Here is a 17,017-nt window from a genome sequence, read left to right as displayed (position 1 = left end):
TTCACCGCCTCCTTCGGCGCCGGGCTCGTCGACGCCGGGCTGCGCCCCGGGCACCGGGTCGCCGACCTCTTCTACGCGGGCGACCTGTACGCCAGTTACAGCTTCGTCCTCGACTCCCTGCACCGCTCGCCGGTCGCCAACGTCCGACTGCCCATCGGCGGCGCGGCGCCGCTCCACTCGACCGTGCCGACCCTGGAGCAGTTCGGCGCCGAGGTGGTGGCCGGCACCCCGACCACACTGTGCGCACTGGCCGACCACCTGCTCGCGACCGGCCGCGAACTGCCGGACGTGGCACTGCTGCTCTTCGGCGGCGAGGGCCTCTATCCGGACCAGCAGCCACTGTTGGCCAAGGCCTTCCCCAACGCCCGCGTGTCGTCCATCGGTTACGCCGCCGTCGACGCGGGGCTGCTCGGCCGCCCGGTCCCGGGCCGGGACACCCGGTGCACCGGGTGTTCGCCCCGAGACGGTGGTCGAGATCCTCGACGACCACACCGGCGAGCCGATCACCGGCCCGGGCGTACCGGGTCGGGTCGTCGTCACCGACCTGCGACGACGGCTGATGCCCGTGCTGCGCTACCCCGTCGGCGACCGCGCCGAGTGGACGGACGTCGTCACCGGGCACTTCCGCATCCTCGGCCGGGCCCAGGAGGGCGCCCGGGTGGGACCGGTGTCGCTGTACACCGACGACGTGCTCGACCTCGTCCGGGCCGCCGATCCGGCGGGACGCATCACCGGCGTCCAACTGGTGCTGCGCCGCTGGGACGGCCGGGACGGGCTCGTGCTCCGCCTGGCCTGCGACGGCGACCCCGCCGGGCTCTCCACGACGGCCGCCGCCGTCGTGGACGCCATCCACACGGCCCGCCCGCCGTACCCGGCGGCGGTCGCCGCCGGGCACGTCCACCCGCTCTCCGTCACCTGGGTGCGGCATGCCGAGCTCACCGTCAACTCCCGTACGGGCAAGCTGATCCGCGTCATCGACGAACGGCCGCACGCATGACCGCCGACCGGGCGGCCGGCCGCGGCCGGCCGCTCGTCCTGCGCAACCGCCGGTTCGGAGCCGTCTGGGCCGCCCAGGTGCTCACCCAGGCCGCGGGACGGATGTTCCAGGTCGGCGCGGTGTGGTGGCTGGTGGCCCGCTCCGCCGACCCCGGCCGCGGGCTCGCCTCCGGCGCCTTCCTCGCCGTCAGCACCCTGCCCGCGGTGGCGCTGGCGCCGCTGGTGGCCGCGGTCGTCAGCCGCTTCCCGCACCGCGCGGTGCTCGCCGTCTCGGCCGCCGCCGCCGGTCTGGTCGCCCTCGGCACGGCCGGCTGGATGTGTGCGGCGACGCCGCCGACGGCCGTCGTGTACGGCGCCGCGCTGCTGCTGGCCTGCTCCCAGGCGTTCTTCGACCCCTGCCTGACCACGTCCGTCCCCGCACTGGTCGAGGACGCCGACATCGAGGCCGCGACCGGCTTCGAGCTCGGCACACAGTCGGTCGCCGGGCTGGCCGGCGGGCTGCTCGGCCCGTTGGTGGTCGACGCGGCGGGGCTGACAGGCGTCGTCGCCGGGTGCGCCGGCGCCGGGCTGCTGGCCGCCGTGCTGGTCGGTGCCACCCGCTTCCCCGCCGCCCCGGGCACCCCGCCCACGGCCGCGTCCACGGCCACCGACGCCGCGTCCACGGCCACCGACACCGCGCGCCGCCCGCTGCGCCGCATCCTCGCCGACCTGCCGTTCATCCGGCGCGTGCTGCTCTGCTTCACCGCGGCGAACGTCTTCACCACGGCGGTGTTCGTGGTGATGCCGCTCTACACCCGGACGGTGCTGCACGCCGACGGCTCGACCGTCGCCGCCCTGGAGGCGGCCCTGGGCGCCGGCACCCTGGCGGGCGCGGCCACCGGCGGCCGCCTGCGCGGCGCGCCCACCGCGGTCGGCGCCGGCTGCCTGGCCCTGATGGCGGCCGCGCTCGCCCTGCCCGGCCTGGCCGCCGCTCGTCCCGCGGCCGTGGCCGCTATGGCGGTCGCCGGATGGTGCGTCGGTGTGATCGGCGTGCGGTTCGTGGCCCTGTTCCAGCGGCTGGTGCCGGTGGGGGACCGGCCCGGCTTCTTCGCCGTCATGCAGGCTCTGCTGGGAGCCACCCTGCCCGTGTCGTCGCTGGTGTTCGGCCTGCTCGGCGACCACCTCTCGCCGCGCACGCTCTGCCTCGTCCAGGCCGCCGGTGTGCTGCCGGTCGCGGCCGCACTCTGGTGGACCGGCCGGTACGGACCGGCTGCCCCCGAAGCCGCCCCCGAAGCCGCGCCCGAGTCCGCCCCGCGCCACGAGCCGGTCCTGTTCCCGATCCCGTCCCCGTCCCCCGCCCCGTCCCCCGCCCCGGCCGCGGAGCCGGTCGGAGGCGCGCGATGACCGCCGTGATCGCTCCCGCGGCGCCGCAGGACGTGGCGCAGCTGCGACAGCTCTACTTCGACGTCTACGGGCACGGCTATCCGGTCGCGCTCGGCAGCGACCCCGCGGAGATGCGCCGCCTGATCGACGACCCGCACACCCACTGGCTGACCGCCCGTCACGACGGCACCGGCCGGACGGCCGGGTCCGTGGTGGTGCAGACCGACCCGGGGAGCCGGATCGGCAAACTCGTCGGCCTGGCGGTCCACCCGGATCAGCGGGGCAGCGGGCTGGCCGGACGGCTGACCGCCGCGGTGTGCGAGGACGCCTTCGCGACGGGCGCCCTGGACTCGGTCTACGCGACCGTCCGGGTGGTCACGCCCGGCCCGCAGCAGGTCTTCGCCCGGCACGGCTTCCAGGCCCTCGGCCTGCTCCCGAACGCGGTCGAGGTGGCCGGGTGCGAGAGCCTCGCGCTGTTCGCCCGGCACGCCGACGGCGTCCTGGCCCGGCGTGCGGTCGTCGACCGGGTGCCGGCGGGCCTCGCCCCGCTGCTGGAGGCCACCCGGCGGAGCACGGGCCTGGACTTCGGCCGCCCGCGCGCCGAGGGCGAGGGCCCCGGCGAGCCGTCGGCGAGGCGGGGCGCGCCGGCGACCGGGCCGATGGAGCTGATCACCGCGCCGGGTTTCGTCGGCCGCCGCTTCCTGGAGCGCTTCCCCGACCCCGGCGAGCGGTTCTTCCCGCTGCACGTCCCGAACGCCGTCCTCACCCCGCCGGACGGCGCGTTCGAGGCCTACGCCGACCTGGACCCGGTCGCGGCGAGCTGTTCGCTGATCGCGGTCCACCCGTCCCCGGCGGCGGCCTCCGGCGCGCTGGAGCCGCTGATGGCGGCCGTCACCCGGGCGGGCGCGGACTACGTGGAGACGCTGCTGCCGCTGGCCGACACCGCCGGCCTCGGCGCCTTCCTGGCCGCCGGGTTCATCCCGAGCGCCGTCTACCCGGCGATGCGCCGGATCGGCGACCGGTTCCACGACCACGTGGTGCTCTCCCGGACGAGCCGTCAGATCGACTTCAGGGCCACCGCCGTCAGCGAGCCGCTGCGGCCCTACCTGCGCGCGTACCTGACGGCCTGGACGTCGACCTACCTACCCCTTCCCGAGGTTGCCCCGTGAACATCCATCTCGCGCCGATCGAGGTCCCCGACCCCGCCGCGCTCCCGCACGTCCAGCAGCTGTGCGACCTGGCCGCTCCGTACCAGGCCGGCGTGGCGGCCGACACGCTGTTCGCCGCCGCCATGGCCGAGAGCAACGCCTGGCACGCGCAGCGCTCGACGTTCCACCGCTCCCTGCTCGACGGCCCGGTGGAGACCCCCGCGCCGTCCGTCGGCGACGGCATCCGCACGCCGCTGGTGCACGCCAACTTCTTCAAACGGCACGAGGTGCTGTCCATCCCGCGGGACGAGGTCTTCCTCCATCTCACGTCCTCCGGCACCACCGGCCAGAAGTCGCAGATGTTCTTCGACACCTGGACGATCCGCTCGGCCCAGCGCATGGTGGCCAGGATCTTCGACCACTACGGCTGGATCACCCCCGACCAGCCGGTCAACTACCTGCTCTACAGCTACGAACCGGCGCCGCAGCTGAAGCTCGGCACCTCCTTCACCGACAACTACCTGTGCGACTTCGCACCGGCCAACGAGACCACGCACGCCCTGCGGCACACCGGCGCCGGGCACGAGTTCGACGTCCACGGCTGCATCGCCGCGCTGCAGCGGTACGCCGAGGGCGGGCTGCCCGTCCGGATCCTCGGCTTCCCCGCGTTCCTGCACTTCACCCTGGAACGGATGCGGGCCCTCGGCCTCCCGCCGCTCCGGCTGCCGGCCGACTCCCTGGTGCTGCTCGGCGGCGGCTGGAAGGGGCACGCCGACCGGCAGATCGGCAAGGACGAATTCTACGCCGAGGTCACCGAGCAGCTGGGTGTCCCCTCCGAGCGGATCCGCGACACCTTCGGCTCGGTCGAGCACTGCGTGCCGTACATCGAGTGCGGGCACCACCGCCTGCACGTCCCGGTCTGGTCGCGGGCCGCCGTCCGCGACACCCGCACCCTGGAACCGCTGCCGTACGGCGAACGCGGCTTCCTCCACCTGGTCTCCCCGTACATCACCTCGGTGCCGGCGCAGAGCGTCGTCATGGGCGACCTCGCCTCGCTGCACCCCGGGCAGGAGTGCCCGTGCCCGCTGGCCACGCCCTGGTTCACCATCCACGGCCGGGCGGGCGTCAGCCGCAACCGCACCTGCGCGGCCGCCGCCGCCGAACTCCTGAAGGGAATGTCGTGACCGACCGACCGCACTACTGGCAGGGCACGTTCGTCGACGACGAGGAGGCCGCCCGGCGGCTCGCCGACCTGCCCGCGATCGCCGCCCGCGCACTGGCCGAACCGCTGCCCGCCGAGCTGGTGCTGAACGCCTGCCGGCACCTCGCCGACGCCCTCCGCACGCCGGACGGCCCCGTCCGTGCCCGCCTGCTCACCCACCTCACCGACGGCGGGACGGCCCCGCAGGAGGCCGCCGCCGTGCTCGCGGAGATCGCCGCCGCGATCGACCGACCCGCGCTGGAACGCAAGCTCCGCCGCGAACTCGGCACGCCGCACCCCGAACGCCTCGGCCGGCCCGACGCCAGGGAGACCGTCTTCGAGGCATGGGCGCCGGTCGGTCTGCTGGTCCACATCGCGCCCGGGAACGCCGCCGCCGTCGCCCCGCTGAGCGTCGTGGAGGGCCTGCTGACCGGCAACCTCAACGTGCTGAAGACCAGCAGCGCCGACACCGCACTCGCCCAGCACCTGCTCGCCGAGCTGGCCGCCGCCGACCCCGGCGGCGCGCTGGCCCGCCGGATCGTCGCCCTGCGCTTCCCGTCGGCCCGCACCGACTGGCTGCGGCTGATGTGCGCGCCCGCCGACGCGGTGGCCGTCTGGGGCGGCGAGGACGCCGTCCGCTCCGTCGCCGGACTCGTCCCGGCGGGCTGCCGCCTCGTCGAGTGGGGACACCGGATCTCCTTCGCCTACCTGACCCGTGACGCCTGGTCGGACGGCGCCGCCCTCGACGCGCTCGCCGCCGACGTCTGCCGCTTCGAGCAGCAGGCCTGCTCCAGCCCCCAGGTCGTGTACCTCGACACCGAGGACGAGAAGGAGGCCTTCGCCTTCGCCGAGCGCTTCGCCGCGCACCTCGCCGCCGCGTCCGCAGCGCTGCCCCGCCCCGAGCTCGAACCGGCCGAACACGCCGAGATCACCACCACCGAACTGGTCGCCCGGCTGGAGGAACACCTCGGCCTCACCCGCGTCATCGCCGCCGAGGACGGATCCTGGCGGATCCTGGCCGACACCCGGCCGGCCCTCGCCGCCTCGCCGCTGAACCGCAGCGTCTGGGTGAAGCCGCTGCCCCGCACCTCGGTGATGTCCGTGCTGCGGCCGATGCGCCGGTACCTGCAGACCGCCGCGATCGGCGGCAGCCGCGCCGACGTCGCCCGGCTCGCGCAGGCGGTGATCGCCGCCGGTGTCCTGCGGGTCACCCCGGTCGGCGGCATGCTGGACTCCTACCAGGGCGAACCCCACGACGGCGTCTACGCACTCCAGCGCTACAGCCGCCGGGTCGCCGTGCGGACGGGCCCGGACTTCGCCACCACCGCCTGCCTCGACGACCTCGCCGGGCCGGCCGCCGTCCCGCCCGCGCCGACCGGCCCGCTGCTGGACAAGGCCGGGGTGCAGGAGCAGCTGCGCACCCTCGCACCGGACCACGCCCACCTGTTCTTCCGCAGCGGCGGCAGCACCGGTGCCCCGGCCCTGTCGGTGTTCACCAATACCGACTACGACACCCAGATGCGGGCCGCCGCCGACGGCCTGCTCGCCGCGGGCTTCGACCCCGCCCGGGACCGGGCCGCCAACCTGTTCTACTGCGGCGGCATGTACGGGAGCTTCATCAGTTTCTTCTCGATCCTGGAGCGCCTCAACGCAGGCCAGCTCCCCATCGCGGCCGGGCCCGACCATGCGGCTACCGCCGAGGCCCTGGTGACGTACGGCGCGACCACCGTGTTCGGGATGCCCTCCTACCTGTGGCAGCTGTTCCATGCCGAGGGCGACGCCCTGCGCGCGTACGGCGGCATCCGCAAGGTGTTCTACGGCGGTGAGCACTTCACGGCGGAGCAGCGCCGGGTGCTGACCGAGGAGTTCGGCGTGGAGGTGATCCGTTCGGCGGCGTACGGCAGCACCGACCTGGGGCCGCTCGGCTACCAGTGCACGCACGCCGAGGGGTCCGTCCACCACGTGCTGACCGGGCTGCACACCCTGGAGATCCTGGACCCGCAGGCCGACCGCCCGGTGCCCGTCGGGCAGCCGGGGCGCCTGGTGTTCACCAGCCGCACCCGGGCCGGGCAGCGCCTGGAGCGGTACCAGATCGGTGACCTCGGCCGCAGCGTCGAGGGCGTCTGCCCCTGTGGCAGTCACACCCCGCGTATCGAACTCCTGGGCCGGTACGGGGATGTCGTCCGGGTGGGCACGTACTTCCTCAACGTCCGGCGCTTCATCGCGGTCGCGGCGGAGGAACTCGGCTACCGGGGCGAGCTCCAGCTGCTGCTGGACGGTGGCGACGACCGGGAGCGGGTCACCGTCCGGTTGGACGCGCGGTACGCACCGGACGGGCCCGTGGCGCGGGCCGCGTTCCTCGCCGCGATCCCCGAGCTGGCGTCGGCCGCGGACGAGGGGCTGCTCGCCTGCACCGTCGAGACCGTGCCGAGCGCCGCCTTCGAGCGGACTCCCACCAGCGGCAAGTTGCGCACGGTGATCGACCGCCGGCAGGGCGCGGTCTGACGGCGGGGTGCCGCCGCGACCGCCGGTCCGAAGCCCGTCGCGGACCGGCGGTGGTGGCGGAGGGGCGGAGGGGATCGGCGGGGCCGCCGGAGGAGGCGATCGTGAGCGGCGAGGGGGACGGGCGTGGCGCGCCCTCCTCCGCCCGGCGCGGCGGGGCTTCGTCCGGGCGTGGCCGGCTCACCCGGGCGCGGGTGCTGGCGGCGGCGGTCGCCCTGATGGACCGCGAGGGCATGCCGGTGGCGGACGCGCATCCGGCCCTGCTGCCGCTGGTGATCGCCCGGCCGCTCTCCGTCCCGCTGGCCCGGCGGCCCACCTCGATGCTCCAGCTGAACGAGCGGTTCCTCGGGCTGATCGGCCGGGGCGGCTTCGACGGGGCGGAGGCGCTGTGGATCTACCGTGCCCTGGTGGGCTGGATCCTGGGCTACCTGCTGGTCGACAAGCGGCAGATCGTTGACAACCCCGACGAGCCCGAACCGCTGCTGCGACTCGGTCTGCACCGCCTCCCGGCCGCCGAGTACCCGCGGCTGCGCGCGCTGGCCCCGCTGCTGTCCGAGCACGACGCTCCGGCGGAGCTGGCGGCCGGCCTCGACATCCTGCTGGAGGCGCTGACGGCCGGGCCCTGGCGGCCGGGTGCGGCCAGGGCGGAATTCCCTGGACAGGGGATGGCGGCTCGGCCATGATCACCGCGTGCCGCGTGAACCCCGCCTCCGACCGTCCACCCCGTCCCGTCGGCGTGCCCTCCGGTCCGGGGCCCGGCCGGTCGCCGCGCTGGTTGCCGTGCTCGCAGCCGCCGCGGCCGGGTGCCTGCCGGTCCATCGGCAGAGCCTGGACGGAGTGGACGCTTCCGCAGCGCCGCGGGTCGGCACCGAGTCCGCGCAGAGCCCGGCGGAGGCGGCCCGGATCCTCGAAGCCGAGATCCTCCCCGTCCCGTCCGGTGCCACCGCCTGGGCGAAGCAGCCGACCGGTGTCCTCGGTCTCGACCAGTACATCGACGCGATGTACGACCCCCGGACCGCACCGCGGCGCGCGGCCTCGCGGTGCAGCGACGATTCGTCACGGCGGTCCGCCGCGGCTGGACGTCGGCCGACGACAGCCAGGACGAGGTCATCCTGATCCGCTACCAGGCGGCTAGCGGCGCGCAGAGCATGCGACTGAATCTGTGCCGCACCTGGCAGCGGGACTCCACCGTGACCTGGTTCGCCGGCCCCACGAACGACTCCTGCGGGGTGGACCACAAGGAACTGGACTCCGACGGCTTCACCAGCAGCGAAGTCTTCACCACCCGGGGCAGCCTCGTCGTCTGGGCGATCCACTTCAGTGCGGGCAGCCCGGACCGCGAGGCCACCCGCGCGCTCGCCCAGCGCCAGTTGAACGCCGTGCACGGGTAGGTCGTTCGGTGCGCCGGGAGCCGTCCACGCGAAGGATCTTGCCAGCGTCACCACCAGGTGATTCCATGTCCGCTCGTCGGACCTGCCCCAGGAGCAACATGTCGCCGCTCGAGACCTCGCCGCCCGTCCACGGGACGCCGCCGGACGGTGCGGCGTCGCCGTTCGCCGCGGTGCCGGAATCGGTGCAGGTGCACCAGGATTCGCCGCGCCGGCTGCGCCGGTGGCTGCTCGTCGGCTCCGCCGCCGTCGTGCTGGCGCTGGCCGGGGCGGGGTACGCCACGGCCGACCGCTTCGCGGCCCTCGGCGCCTACCGGTTCGTCACGCCGGACCGGTTCAACGGGGCGTCGGCCGACCTGGACAGCCCGTTGGTGAAGCGGGTGCGCAGTGACGCGGCGTCGGGAGCGGCCGACCCGAAGGCGTTCGCGGCGAGCTACGGCACCCCGAGTACCGGTTACGTCATGGTGATGGGGTACCGGCGCCACGACTTCGTGCCGTCCTGGTCCCTGGACCGGGCGATCCAGCGCGCCGCCGCCACGCAGCACGTCCCCGAGATGCACAGCGCGGACCCGGGTCCGCGGGGCGGCGCGATGAAGTGCGGCCTCCAGCCCGCCGAGGAGTTCGGCAGCCCCGGCTCGGCCATGTGCCTCTGGGCGGACGGCAGCATGCAGGCGATGTTCAGCGAGTTCGGTACCGCCCGCTCGCTCGACCTGGAGCAGGTCGAGAAGGACGCCCGCGCCTTCCGGCTGCTCGCCGAGCAGCCGGCCTGACGCCTCGCACGGAGGGCCACGGTCGCGGACCGTCCTCCGTCACGCGGCCCCCGGCCGGGGAACACCCGAGCGAGGTGGTAGCGGAGCACGGCAGCCGCGTCGTCCGCCGTCCGCTGACCGAGCAGGACGCTCAGGCCGAGGCCGGCCGAGACCGCCAGGAGGACGACGGCCTCCTGCCGGGCGTCGAGGCGGGGATCGGTGGCGCCGGCCTGCTGGGCGGCTGTCAGCTGTCCGACCAGGAAGCCCTCCATCTCGTCGGGCGCCGCGAGGAACGACTGGCCGGCGAGTACCGGGTCGGTGACGGAGAGCACCGCGTACTCGGTGTAGACGAGGTGGAAGGTCCGGCTCTCCTCGTCGGTCGGGACGGCTTCGAGCAGGACGGCCTCGACGACGTCGCGCGGCGCCGTGGAGGAGCCGACCGCCCCGACCCTGTCCCGGATCCGCTCACCCATGCGTACGGCCAGGCGGGTGAGCGCGGCGAGCAGCAGTTGCTCCTTGGTGTCGAAGTAGTACTGCACGAGTCGCACCGAGACGCCTGCCGCGGTGGCGACGGACCGCATGGTGACGGCGTGCAGCCCGCTGTCCGCCGCGGTGCGGAGCAGGGCGTCGACGATGTGGGCCCGGCGCTCCTCGTGGTCCACCAGTTTCGGCATCGGGTTCCCTTCGGCGTTTTTATGGTACAAACGTATCATCAAGTGCTGCTGTTTCGCATGTCGGGAGGGACCATGACCAGGACGAGCGTCGGACGTTTCGTCAGCGAGGAAGCCCGTGCGAAGTTCCTTGAGGCGTACGACCGTGCGATGGGGCTGTGGCCGGGCCCCCGAGACGAATTCGACGTCGACACCGCCTTCGGCACCGTCCACGTCCACCGCTACGGGTCCGAGAGCGGCGAGCCGATCGTGCTGCTGCACGGCCACGCCGGACACGCGTCCAACTGGTACCCGCAGGTCGCCGCCCTGGGCGCGAGCCACCCGGTCTATGCGATCGACTCGCTGGACGATCCGGGCCGGAGTGTGCAACGTGCCGTCGCGACCGGCTTCGAGGACAATGCGGCCTGGCTCGGAGAGGTGCTCGCCGGCCTCGGGCTGGAGCGGGTCCACCTGGTCGGTGCCTCCTACGGCGGGTGGCTGGCGCTCAACCAGGCCGTCCACGCACCCGAGCGCCTCGCGTCGGTCGCGGCGCTGGATCCGGGCGGCATCGCGAAGGTCCCCGCGCGCTTCTACGCCCACATGATCCTGGGCCTGTTCGGGATGCTCGCTCCGCGCCGGTTCCGCCCGGCGGTCGGGCGGCTGCTCGCCAACCCCGCACTCACCTCCCCACCCGAGATGATCGCTCCGCTCATGCTGGGCATGCGGACCTACAAGCCGAACAGCCGCCCTCCGGCCAGGGTGTTCACCGACGCGGAGCTGGGCTCCATCCGGCTCCCCACCCTGGTCCTGGTGGGAAGCCGCAGTGCGCTGCTGCGGCCGCGCCTGGCGCTGGCGCGGGTGACCGCACTGATTCCCGGCGTGAGCACGGAGACCGTGGAAGGGGCCGGCCACGGCCTCAACCTGGACCGCCCGAAAACGGTCAACGGCCACCTGCTGCGGTTCATCACCTGCTGCGAGCAGAAGGCAACGGCCTGAACGGCGGCGATGCTGCGCCGGAGGCCCCCATCCGCGGCCCGTACGACGGTGGCGCGTCGGCCTGCCGGGGGCGACCGGCGGAACGCACCGGCCGCCCCGACCAACGCCCGAGGGGTCAGCGGTATTCGCAGAGGTAGGCGGTGTCGCCGTCGACCTTGAGGTCGAACGCGCTGTTGCCGGGGACGTCGAACCGGGTGCCGGCGGTGAAGGTCTCCCAGCCGTCGGCGCCGGGCAGCCTGACGGTCAGGGCGCCGCTGATCACGTGCATGGTCTCCGGGGCGGCGGTGTCGAACCGGTAGTCGCCGGGGGCCATGACACCGACCGTCGCGGGCCCGTGCTCCTGCTGGAAGGCGATCGACGTGACCGTGCCGTCGAAGTATTCGTTGACCTTGAACATGGGATCCCCCTCGGGGAACGGGCGGGAACGAGCGGGCCGCTCGCCGCAGGCTGGGTGTCGGCAGGGGAAAGCTACCGGTGGCGCGGTCGGGGCCGGTGACCCGTCTCGCCCCGCGAACACGCTCGATGGCAGGCCGGCCTCGCTGACCGGCACCGCCGGGCGAAACCCGGCCCGCGGCCCGGTCAGTCCGGGGTGGGCCAGGTCCGGAGCAGCCTGCGGGCGGCTCCGCTGTCCCCGAGCTGGTGGACGGCGACGGCGGACGGGCGGACAGTGAAGGCGTCGAAGGGCTCGGCCTCGATGGCCCGGAGGTCGTCGAGGGTGGCGAAGCCGACGGTGATGTGCGCCGTGTACCGGTCGGGCCCGATCTGGTCGGGGACGTAGCTCTCGACCCAGTCGAGGGTGCTCCGGCTGATGCTCCCGCCCGGGTCGGTGACGAAGGCCGCCGCCGTGCCGCCGGACTCGGTGAACGGGGCGATCGCGTCCAGGAGCGCGGCCTGGAGGCCGAGTACCTGCGGGCCGGGCCGCAGGAGGATGCCCGCGAGGCCCTGGCCCGGCACGCCCCGGTCGGCGTGCCCGATGGCGACGGCCCGGTAGGAGAGGCGGCTCGCGTCGGTGGCGGCCAGCGTCAGCCGGACGGCCTCGTACACGTCGTCCAGGTCGGCCGTCCGGACGTAGCGCTGGAGGGTGGTGATGTGCGGCCGGAGGAGGCGTCCAGGGTGAAGCCGTCCGGGACGCCCGCGCGCATCCGGGCGTTCCAGGCGTGGGCGTGCCGCGCGGTGGTCGCGTCCGGGGCGACGAGCACGTTGACGGCGGTGAGGTCGTTCAAGGCGTCCGTCCTCCTGGTCGGACGGGCATCCCGGGCGCAACGGCGTCCTGGTCGCACGGCGTCCTGGTCAGAACAGCGTCGCCCAGTCGCTCTTCATGCTCAGCACCGTCCAGCCCAGTTCCTCGGCCGCGGCGAGCGAGGCCTCGGCGCCCTTGGTGTAGGCGTACTCGCGCCGCTCGTCGTCGTGGCGGACGAGCAGCGCGAACGCGGCGCTCGGAGCATCTCGATGTCGACATCGGCGTTGCCGCCCGCGAAGGCGGGCAGTCGGCCGGTGTGGGCGAAGATGTGCTCGGGCTTGCCCGGCCCCAGGTCCAGGCCGCCCAGGAACTCGGGGGAGCGGACGATCCTGCCGCCCGTCCAGGTGTAGGCGGCCGCCGTGCCGATGACGTTCTCCTTCGGGATCCCCCAGGTGTCCTCCGCGAACACCCGCATGAAGTCGCGGCCGCCGCCCGAGCACACGAACACCCGGAACCCGTGCGCCCGCAGGAGGTCGAACAGCTCCAGCATCGGCCGGTAGACCAGCTCCACGTACGGGACGCCGAAGCGCGGGTCCCGCACCGTCCTGGTCCACTCCCGCACCTGCGCGTCGAACTCCGCGGGCGGCGTGCCCGCCCACGACCGGGCGAACGCCTCCAGCAGGGTCGCCACCACCTCGGGTTCCTGGGTCGCCACGCCCTCGAAGAACCCCTGGTCCCGCTCCACGAGCGCCTTGTAGGGCTGCCGCTCGGCGAGCGAGGGGTCGGCCTTCACCTCTTTGCCCCAGGCGCGGAACACGAAGTCGAACTGCGGTGGCAGCGGCTGCTCCACCCACAGCGTGCCGTCGTTGTCGAACGTGGCGATCCGGTCGGCCGGCTCGACGAACGCCGCCCCCGGTGTCGTCGCCGCGCGGACATGGTCCAGGATCGCCTGCCGGGCCGGGCCCTGGTTCCAGCTCGGCAGCACCTGCTCGGTCACGGGGCACTCCTCCGCTCGGCGGCCGCGCTCGTCGAACGGCGACCCAAGGGCCTTTCTGAGGCCATGGTCGCTCCGGACGGCAGCGGGCGCGACCACTGGTCCTCCCTGCCGCCCCACGGCTGGCAGGACTGCCGCGTGCGGGGCCGCCGACTCGGGGCGGTGGGCCCACGACCCGCCCGGTTCAGGCCGCCGGAACGGTGAGCCCGTTGGTGCGGACGGCGGCGACGAGGTCGGGCGGGGCGGTCGTGGTCGAGCCGGCGTTGTACGGCGGCTGGGGGTCGTACTCGGTGATGAGCTGGATGGCCTGGGCGACCTGGTCGCCGTGGATCCGGCCGGCCAGGTGCAGCGCCAGGTCGATTCCGGCCGAGACGCCGGCGGCGGTCGCGTACTTGCCGTCGAAGACGACGCGTTCGGCGACCGGGACGGCCCCGAACGTGGCCAGTGCCCGGGGGCCGAACCAGTGGGTGGTGGCGCGCCGGCCGGTGAGCAGTCCGGCCGCCGCGAGCAGGATCGAACCGGAGCAGACGGACGTGGTCCAGGTCGTGGTGGCGTCGATGGCGCGCAGCCATTCGAGGACGGCGGGCTCCCCGTGCATCCGCTCGGATCCGGGGCCTCCCGGGACGAGGAGCAGGTCGGCGGCGGTGATCTCGTCCAGGGCGGCGTCGGCGGTGAGGGCCAGACTGCCGAGGTCGCCGCGGACGGGGCCGCGCCGGAGCGCGGTGAGGACGACCTCGCTGCCGGGCATCCGGGCCAGGATCTCGTAGGGGCCGACGACGTCGAGGGCGGTGAAGCGGTCGTAGAGCAGGATGGCGATCTTCAACGCGGTGTCCTCCGGTGGGCGGCCGAGGCGTTCTCGGGCGCGGTGATGGCGGTATCGGCGGTCGGGCAGGCGCCCGGACTGCTGGAGGCCGGCCGCGGGGGCCGGGCGGGGTGGAGCGGCGGAAGCGGCGGCGGTAGTCGAGCGGGCTGACGGCCAGGGTCCGGACGAAGGCGCGTCGCATGGCCTCCGCGGTGCCGTAGCCGCTGGCGCGGGCGACCTGTTCGATGGCGTCGTCGGTGTCCTCCAGCCGTCGGCGGGCGGCCTCCAGACGGATTCCGTCCACGTAGCGGCCCGGCGTGGTGCCGGTTTCGGCAGCGAAGGCGCGCGCGAACTGACGCGGCGACAGGGCGGAGCGGCGGGCCAGCGCCTCGACGGACAGGTCCGCGTCCGGGTTGTCGGCAATCCAGTGCTGCACGTCCCGCAGCGGCGCGCGGACGGCGAGTTGGGTGGCGAGCTGGGTGGAGAACTGGGCCTGGCCGCCGGGGCGGCGCAGGAACATCACCAGGTGCCTGGCGATGGCGAGGGCCGGCTGCCGGCCGAGGTCCTCCTCGACCAGGGCGAGCGCGAGGTCGATGCCCGCCGTGACGCCGGCGGAGGTGGCCACCGGCCCGTCCCGCACATGGATCGGGTCGGGTTCGACCCTGATGTCGGGGAACCGGCGGGCGAGCGTCTCGCAGTACGCCCAGTGGGTGGTGGCACGACGGCCGGCCAGCAGCCCGGCCTCGGCCAGCAGGAAAGCGCCGGTGCAGACGGACGTCACCCGCGTTGCGCCGGCGGCGAGTTCCGCGATCCGGCGGATCAGCGCGGGGTCGGGATCCCTGGTGCCGGGGCCGCCAGGGACGATCAGGGTGTGCGGGGGATCGGCGTGCGCCAGGTCCTCGTCGGCCAGGAGCTGCAGGCCGCTGCTCGTCCGGACCGGGCCGCTGCCCGCGAACGCGGTGCGGATGCGATACGCGCCGGCTGAGGCGAGGACCTCCAGCGGGCCCGTGACGTCGAGGCTCTGCACGCCCTCGAAGAGGACGATGAGCACGCTGCGGTCGGCCATGCGCCAAGCCTCGCAGCGGCCCACTGCGGCAGCAATGACGGATGTCCCACCTTTACTGCCATCGCCTCGACCGGGGAATCGACCGGGGAATCGACCGGGGTTCTCGGTCGGGGTTCGCGGTCGTGGAGCGATGTGTCGACGGCGAGGCGGGATCGGCGCGGCGGGGCCGGGTGCGGCACCGGCAGGCCGCTGGGAGGATCGGGCAGGAGCCGTCGCCGAGGCGGGCCGCACGGTCGTCATCATGAACGTGAACCCGTTCGCCCCGACCCAGGGCGCGGCCTTCCACCCGGACGCGGTCTACCGGATCGACATCGACACCGACGGCAACAACCGGGCGGACATCGCCTACACCTTCGTCTTCTCCCCGCCGCGGGACGGCAGCGAGACCGTCACCGTGCACCGGGCCGAGGGCCCGGCGCCCGGCAGCACGACGCCGCCGGCAGTGCCGTCCTGTCCGATGTCGCCGTCGACTTCGGCCACGGATCGTCGACCGGCGTGCAGAGCGGCAGCCATCGGTTCTACGCCGGGCTGCGCAGCGACCCGTTCTTCGCCGACCTGGACGGCATCGTCAACGACTTCCAGTGGACCGGCAACGACTTCGGCATCGACAAGAACGTCCGCTCTGCCCTTCCCCTACCTCGGTGAGCCGCACCCGGTGAAGGCCCCCTGACAGCCGGGGTCCGCCCACCGGCCGCCCCGCCCACTGGCCGCACCGTCCTCGGGCCGCCCCGTCCTGCGGCCTCGGACGGCGTGCTCCGGGTGGGTGACGGAGGGCAACGGACTCCGCGGCGGGGACGGACGGGGCGGGGGAGGGCAAGCGAGCGGACGGCGGACGGCCCGGGCACCATCGCGCCCCGTGGCGCGTCTAGAGCTGTGTCGGTCCGTCCCCGAGCAGGAAGTACTCGTCATGACCTCACAGGCCCTCGAACGTGTCGCCGGATACGAGCGAAGCTTCAACACGCTCTTCGAGGAGTACTTCGACAGGTTGGGCGCCGACGCGGACGCGCCGTCGTTCAGCCGCTTCACTCCGGAGTGCGTGCGCCTGCTGCGGGAGTTGTCCCTGCGCGGCGGGAAGCGGATGCGGGTCGTCCTGCTGCACGAGGCGGCGAGGCTGGTGACCGACGGGCGGGTCGACGGACTGGACGCCGCCGGGCTGAGCATCGAACTGCTGCACACCCACGGCCTGGTGCACGACGACCTGATCGACGACAGCCCCATCCGCCGCGGTGGCCCGTCCACCTACTACGCCTACCGTGACCGGTTCCCGGCCCACCCGCAGGCGGCCCTCGGTCTGACCGTGCTCGCCGGCGACCTCGCCCTCGCCCTGTCCCTGCAGGTGCTGCTGGAGGCGGAGCTGCCTGTGGCGGTGCGCCAGGCCATGGTGGAGGTGCAGACGCGAGCGGCGACCGACACGTTCGTGGGTCAGATCATCGATCTGGAACGCGACTTCATCGCCGCGCCCGAGGACGACGTCCTGCACGGTGTGGCCGACTTCAAGTCCGCCCGCTACTCGATCCTCGCGCCGATCCAGCTCGGCCTCCTGGCCGCGGGCGGGCAGCCGGCGCTCCACGACAAGGAACTGCGCGCCTACGCGCGGCTGGTGGGGATCTGCGGGCAGATGCGCGACGACTACCTCGATCTGTTCGGCGACGCGGCCGTCATGGGCAAGCCGACCGGCACCGACATCCGCGACGGGCGGCACAGCTACACCGCCAGCGCCCTGCTCGCGGCCGTCGAAGGCGCCGAACGCGTGCAGGTCCGGGCAGCTCTCGGCGACCCGGGCTGCACACCGGAGACCATTGCCGCGCTGCGGGAGATCGCCGAACGCCGCGGTGTGCCGGACAGGATGCAGGCCGACATGCGCCACTACGCGCAGCAGGCGTCCGCGCTGGCCGCCGGCTGGCGCTCACGGTGGCGGGAGGAGGCGGTCACCTTCTTCGAGCACATCCCGCTGTGGAGCATCGACCGCAACGCCTGACCGGG

At 74.1% G+C, this 17,017-nt stretch carries 17 protein-coding genes and 2 pseudogenes; 12 read left to right on the top strand and 7 right to left on the bottom strand.

The window, feature by feature from the left end; genetic code table 11:
- The first annotated feature begins 466 nt into the window (after positions 1-466).
- From ABEB13_RS03130 to ABEB13_RS03090, 9 genes are all read left to right on the top strand, one after another.
- Complete coding sequence (locus ABEB13_RS03130) at positions 467-997, top strand: acyl-CoA synthetase family protein (protein ID WP_345704161.1); 531 nt, start codon at positions 467-469, stop codon at positions 995-997.
- Positions 994-2,379: an MFS transporter gene (locus ABEB13_RS03125; RefSeq protein ID WP_345704160.1), complete on the top strand. Its 1,386-nt coding sequence runs from the start codon at positions 994-996 to the stop codon at positions 2,377-2,379. The genes ABEB13_RS03130 and ABEB13_RS03125 overlap by 4 nt, the downstream gene beginning before the upstream one ends.
- Complete coding sequence (locus tag ABEB13_RS03120; protein WP_345704159.1) at positions 2,376-3,527, top strand: GNAT family N-acetyltransferase; 1,152 nt, start codon at positions 2,376-2,378, stop codon at positions 3,525-3,527. Before ABEB13_RS03125 ends, ABEB13_RS03120 begins: the two co-directional genes overlap by 4 nt.
- Entirely contained in the window at positions 3,524-4,690 is a 1,167-nt protein-coding gene (locus tag ABEB13_RS03115; protein ID WP_345704158.1) for a LuxE/PaaK family acyltransferase, read from the top strand. The genes ABEB13_RS03120 and ABEB13_RS03115 overlap by 4 nt, the downstream gene beginning before the upstream one ends.
- Positions 4,687-7,212 carry an acyl-CoA reductase gene (locus ABEB13_RS03110; protein ID WP_345704157.1) on the top strand — a complete coding sequence of 842 codons (2,526 nt, stop codon included), beginning with the start codon at positions 4,687-4,689 and terminating at the stop codon, positions 7,210-7,212. Before ABEB13_RS03115 ends, ABEB13_RS03110 begins: the two co-directional genes overlap by 4 nt.
- A 101-nt stretch (positions 7,213-7,313) precedes the next feature.
- Entirely contained in the window at positions 7,314-7,892 is a 579-nt protein-coding gene (locus ABEB13_RS03105; RefSeq protein WP_345704156.1) for a hypothetical protein, read from the top strand.
- Positions 7,893-8,046: 154 nt separating this feature from the next.
- Positions 8,047-8,325, top strand: a complete 279-nt coding sequence (locus ABEB13_RS03100) for a hypothetical protein (protein WP_345704155.1) — start codon at positions 8,047-8,049, stop codon at positions 8,323-8,325.
- 32 nt (positions 8,326-8,357) lie between these two features.
- Positions 8,358-8,600 carry a hypothetical protein gene (locus ABEB13_RS03095; RefSeq protein WP_345704154.1) on the top strand — a complete coding sequence of 81 codons (243 nt, stop codon included), beginning with the start codon at positions 8,358-8,360 and terminating at the stop codon, positions 8,598-8,600.
- A gap of 98 nt (positions 8,601-8,698) precedes the next feature.
- Positions 8,699-9,367 (top strand): hypothetical protein, encoded by a 669-nt coding sequence (locus ABEB13_RS03090; protein ID WP_345709998.1) that lies wholly within the window; start codon positions 8,699-8,701, stop codon positions 9,365-9,367.
- 119 nt (positions 9,368-9,486) lie between these two features.
- Here the strand turns inward: ABEB13_RS03090 and ABEB13_RS03085 are convergent.
- A pseudogene (locus ABEB13_RS03085) lies at positions 9,487-9,927 on the bottom strand (TetR family transcriptional regulator C-terminal domain-containing protein); the annotation flags it as partial.
- 114 nt (positions 9,928-10,041) lie between these two features.
- On the opposite strand from ABEB13_RS03085, the gene ABEB13_RS03080 reads away from it, so the two are divergent.
- Positions 10,042-10,992 carry an alpha/beta fold hydrolase gene (locus ABEB13_RS03080; protein WP_345709520.1) on the top strand — a complete coding sequence of 317 codons (951 nt, stop codon included), beginning with the start codon at positions 10,042-10,044 and terminating at the stop codon, positions 10,990-10,992.
- Between the two features lie 115 nt (positions 10,993-11,107).
- On the opposite strand, the gene ppnP is transcribed toward ABEB13_RS03080, so the two are convergent.
- The 6 genes and pseudogenes from ppnP to ABEB13_RS03050 form a co-directional block, all read right to left on the bottom strand.
- A complete protein-coding gene (ppnP, locus tag ABEB13_RS03075) occupies positions 11,108-11,389 on the bottom strand; it encodes a pyrimidine/purine nucleoside phosphorylase (RefSeq protein WP_345704153.1) in 282 nt (93 codons plus the stop codon).
- A 182-nt stretch (positions 11,390-11,571) separates the two neighbouring features.
- Entirely contained in the window at positions 11,572-12,036 is a 465-nt protein-coding gene (locus ABEB13_RS03070) for a hypothetical protein (RefSeq protein WP_345704152.1), read from the bottom strand.
- A complete protein-coding gene (locus ABEB13_RS03065; protein ID WP_345704151.1) occupies positions 12,015-12,215 on the bottom strand; it encodes a hypothetical protein in 201 nt (66 codons plus the stop codon). The genes ABEB13_RS03070 and ABEB13_RS03065 overlap by 22 nt, the downstream gene beginning before the upstream one ends.
- Before the next feature lie 99 nt (positions 12,216-12,314).
- Positions 12,315-13,169 carry an HAD family hydrolase gene (locus ABEB13_RS03060; protein WP_345704150.1) on the bottom strand — a complete coding sequence of 285 codons (855 nt, stop codon included), beginning with the start codon at positions 13,167-13,169 and terminating at the stop codon, positions 12,315-12,317.
- Positions 13,170-13,350: 181 nt separating this feature from the next.
- Entirely contained in the window at positions 13,351-13,989 is a 639-nt protein-coding gene (locus ABEB13_RS03055) for a DJ-1/PfpI family protein (RefSeq protein ID WP_345704149.1), read from the bottom strand.
- A gap of 103 nt (positions 13,990-14,092) precedes the next feature.
- A pseudogene (locus tag ABEB13_RS03050) lies at positions 14,093-15,034 on the bottom strand (GlxA family transcriptional regulator); the annotation flags it as partial.
- Between ABEB13_RS03050 and ABEB13_RS03045 the strand changes: the two are divergent.
- Both ABEB13_RS03045 and ABEB13_RS03040 read left to right on the top strand, forming a co-directional pair.
- Positions 14,934-15,704, top strand: coding sequence for a DUF4331 family protein (locus tag ABEB13_RS03045; protein ID WP_345704148.1), 771 nt, complete (start codon positions 14,934-14,936; stop codon positions 15,702-15,704). The pseudogene ABEB13_RS03050 and the gene ABEB13_RS03045 overlap by 101 nt on opposite strands.
- Positions 15,705-15,941: 237 nt before the next feature.
- Entirely contained in the window at positions 15,942-17,012 is a 1,071-nt protein-coding gene (locus ABEB13_RS03040) for a polyprenyl synthetase family protein (RefSeq protein WP_345704147.1), read from the top strand.
- The last annotated feature ends 5 nt before the right edge of the window (positions 17,013-17,017 follow it).

The organism is Kitasatospora paranensis (assembly GCF_039544005.1).
Classification (GTDB): domain Bacteria; phylum Actinomycetota; class Actinomycetes; order Streptomycetales; family Streptomycetaceae; genus Kitasatospora; species Kitasatospora paranensis.
Note: the sequence above shows the minus strand (reverse complement) of the source record. Positions and strands in the feature narration are given on the sequence as shown.

Coding starts and splice junctions, on each gene's coding strand:
- ABEB13_RS03125 (WP_345704160.1), top strand. CDS start 994: ATGACCGCCGACCGGGCGGCCGGCCGCGGCCGGCCGCTCGTCCTGCGC.
- ABEB13_RS03120 (WP_345704159.1), top strand. CDS start 2,376: ATGACCGCCGTGATCGCTCCCGCGGCGCCGCAGGACGTGGCGCAGCTG.
- ABEB13_RS03095 (WP_345704154.1), top strand. CDS start 8,358: ATGCGACTGAATCTGTGCCGCACCTGGCAGCGGGACTCCACCGTGACC.
- ABEB13_RS03090 (WP_345709998.1), top strand. CDS start 8,699: ATGTCGCCGCTCGAGACCTCGCCGCCCGTCCACGGGACGCCGCCGGAC.
- ABEB13_RS03080 (WP_345709520.1), top strand. CDS start 10,042: ATGGTACAAACGTATCATCAAGTGCTGCTGTTTCGCATGTCGGGAGGG.
- ppnP (WP_345704153.1), bottom strand. CDS start 11,389: ATGTTCAAGGTCAACGAATACTTCGACGGCACGGTCACGTCGATCGCC.
- ABEB13_RS03045 (WP_345704148.1), top strand. CDS start 14,934: ATGCGATACGCGCCGGCTGAGGCGAGGACCTCCAGCGGGCCCGTGACG.
- ABEB13_RS03040 (WP_345704147.1), top strand. CDS start 15,942: ATGACCTCACAGGCCCTCGAACGTGTCGCCGGATACGAGCGAAGCTTC.